General features: G+C 28.5%; 1 protein-coding gene. It reads left to right on the forward strand.

All coding sequences use genetic code 11. From position 1 onward, the window contains the following. Positions 1-48: 48 nt before the first annotated feature. Positions 49-1788: a hypothetical protein gene (locus tag ACWIX0_RS13405; RefSeq protein ID WP_454174484.1), complete on the forward strand. Its 1740-nt coding sequence runs from the start codon at positions 49-51 to the stop codon at positions 1786-1788. The last annotated feature ends 169 nt before the right edge of the window (positions 1789-1957 follow it).

Genomic DNA, 1957 nt, shown 5'->3' on the forward strand with positions numbered 1-1957 from the left:
TCAACCGCTTAAGTTGTCTTGAGCCTTAAAAATTGCCAAAAGGATAAAATGATTGGGGAAAGTTTTTCACTAATTGTCGAAGATGATGGCAATGGATTTGATTGTATGAATGACAACTATATGAATGATAGATGGACTCATTATAAAGGTGGCGATTATAGACAAAATCAATTAGGTGGCAAAAGTAAAGGCAGATACTCATATCTAAAATTTATTGATTATGATGAAAGCAAATTTACAAACATTAAATTATATACCAGCGTAAAACAAACAAGTAATTGCATAACATTTAGTGCAGATAAAGGCAATATTGTTTTTGTATCTAGTAAGGAACAAACAAACTATAATAGTGAATCTACAAATACACAACTTTATATAGCTAGACTTGGAGAAAAATTTATAAACAATAGAAACATTGAAAGGTTAATAAAAGATTTGGAAAAAGAAATTGTTGTTGAATTTGCAGATAAAATTATCAAAAATGTGTCTATATTTATAAACAATGAAAAAATAAATGCTGAAAAATACATAGATGACAAAATAGAACAGCGGACTTACCATTTATCACATAACAAAGAGTTTATCGCTGATATGATTGTGTGGAATGATGAAATAGATTTGATTGACAAAAAACATACATTTTTGTTTAACAAGCAAGGTAATTGTTTGGGAAAGCTAAATTCTGGCTCAAGAAAGTCAATATTTAATTGCCATACTGTATTTTTGACAGGCGATATTTTTAAGGAAGATTCTGAGTTGATTGAAATGGACTTTGAATATCAAACAATTATTGATGAAGTGCAAGAAGCATATAAAGACGATTTAGATGAGCTACTTTTCAAGTCTTTATTAAAAAATAGAGATAATATAGCTAATAATCTTGTAGAAAATAGCGGACTATGCCATAGAAATAATATTGACAATATGATAAAGGAAAAAATAAATGAAGCTTATAAAATCTTAACATTACCACTAATAATCAACAAACAAAATATAAACAAGAAAAATGTGGACTATATTAGCAACTCATTATTAGGAATCATATCTGACAATCATTCTAATACGCTTACAAATTTAGAACTTGTGTTTAAATTAGATGCAGAGCAACAAAAGATTTTAAATTATGTTAGACAAAATATAGATATATTGACTCTTGTTAAGCAATATTACGACATTATAAGAAAGCTTGATTTTTTGGAACATTTTGAAAACTTGGTATTAGATGAAGGTAAGAAAACCACAAAAGAAAGAACAGAACTACATAAGGTTGTAGAAAATAATTTATGGATATTTGGGGAAGAATATGCTGATTTACCGTTAGTTTTTAGCGACCGCTCTTTGAATGGTATATTTAAAGAAGTTGGATTGCCAATAGACATTGATAATAAAAATGCACTTAAAAAGATTCCCGATATTTTTATACCACGCACAAAAGATAATAAATTATTGTTGATTGAGTTAAAAGCACCTAAAGTTGAAATTACAAAGAAAATACTAGATGAGGTTTTTGAAAAGTATGTTATCACAATATTAAAATCTCTACAAAAACAAAACAATGCAATCAATTTTATAGAAGCCATTTGTATATCATCAACAAAACAAGAATTGATAGCAACATTTGATGAACCAAACTATAAAATAAAAGCTGTTACTTGGCGAGAAATTATAACAAGCAGAAGAGAAGAAAATAAAGAGAAATTAAAAAATATTGAACATTCGCTTTCTTTATCTCATTATACAGATTTGCAGGATTTTAAGGAAAAAGAAATAAAAAAGAATCAAGAATAAAACAATAAGCGCACATTTTCATCTAAAGATTTTAGACCCAGCCATTGGCTCTGGTGCGTTTCCTATGGGGATTTTGAGTGAGATTATGCAGGTGCTTGAAACGCTTGATAAAACGATGAGCGATGCGCAAAAGGCACAGCACAAGCGTGATATTATCGCAAATTGTATT

It is taken from the genome of Helicobacter sp. T3_23-1059 (genome assembly GCF_053654515.1).

Coding starts and splice junctions, on each gene's coding strand:
- ACWIX0_RS13405 (WP_454174484.1), top strand. CDS start 49: ATGATTGGGGAAAGTTTTTCACTAATTGTCGAAGATGATGGCAATGGA.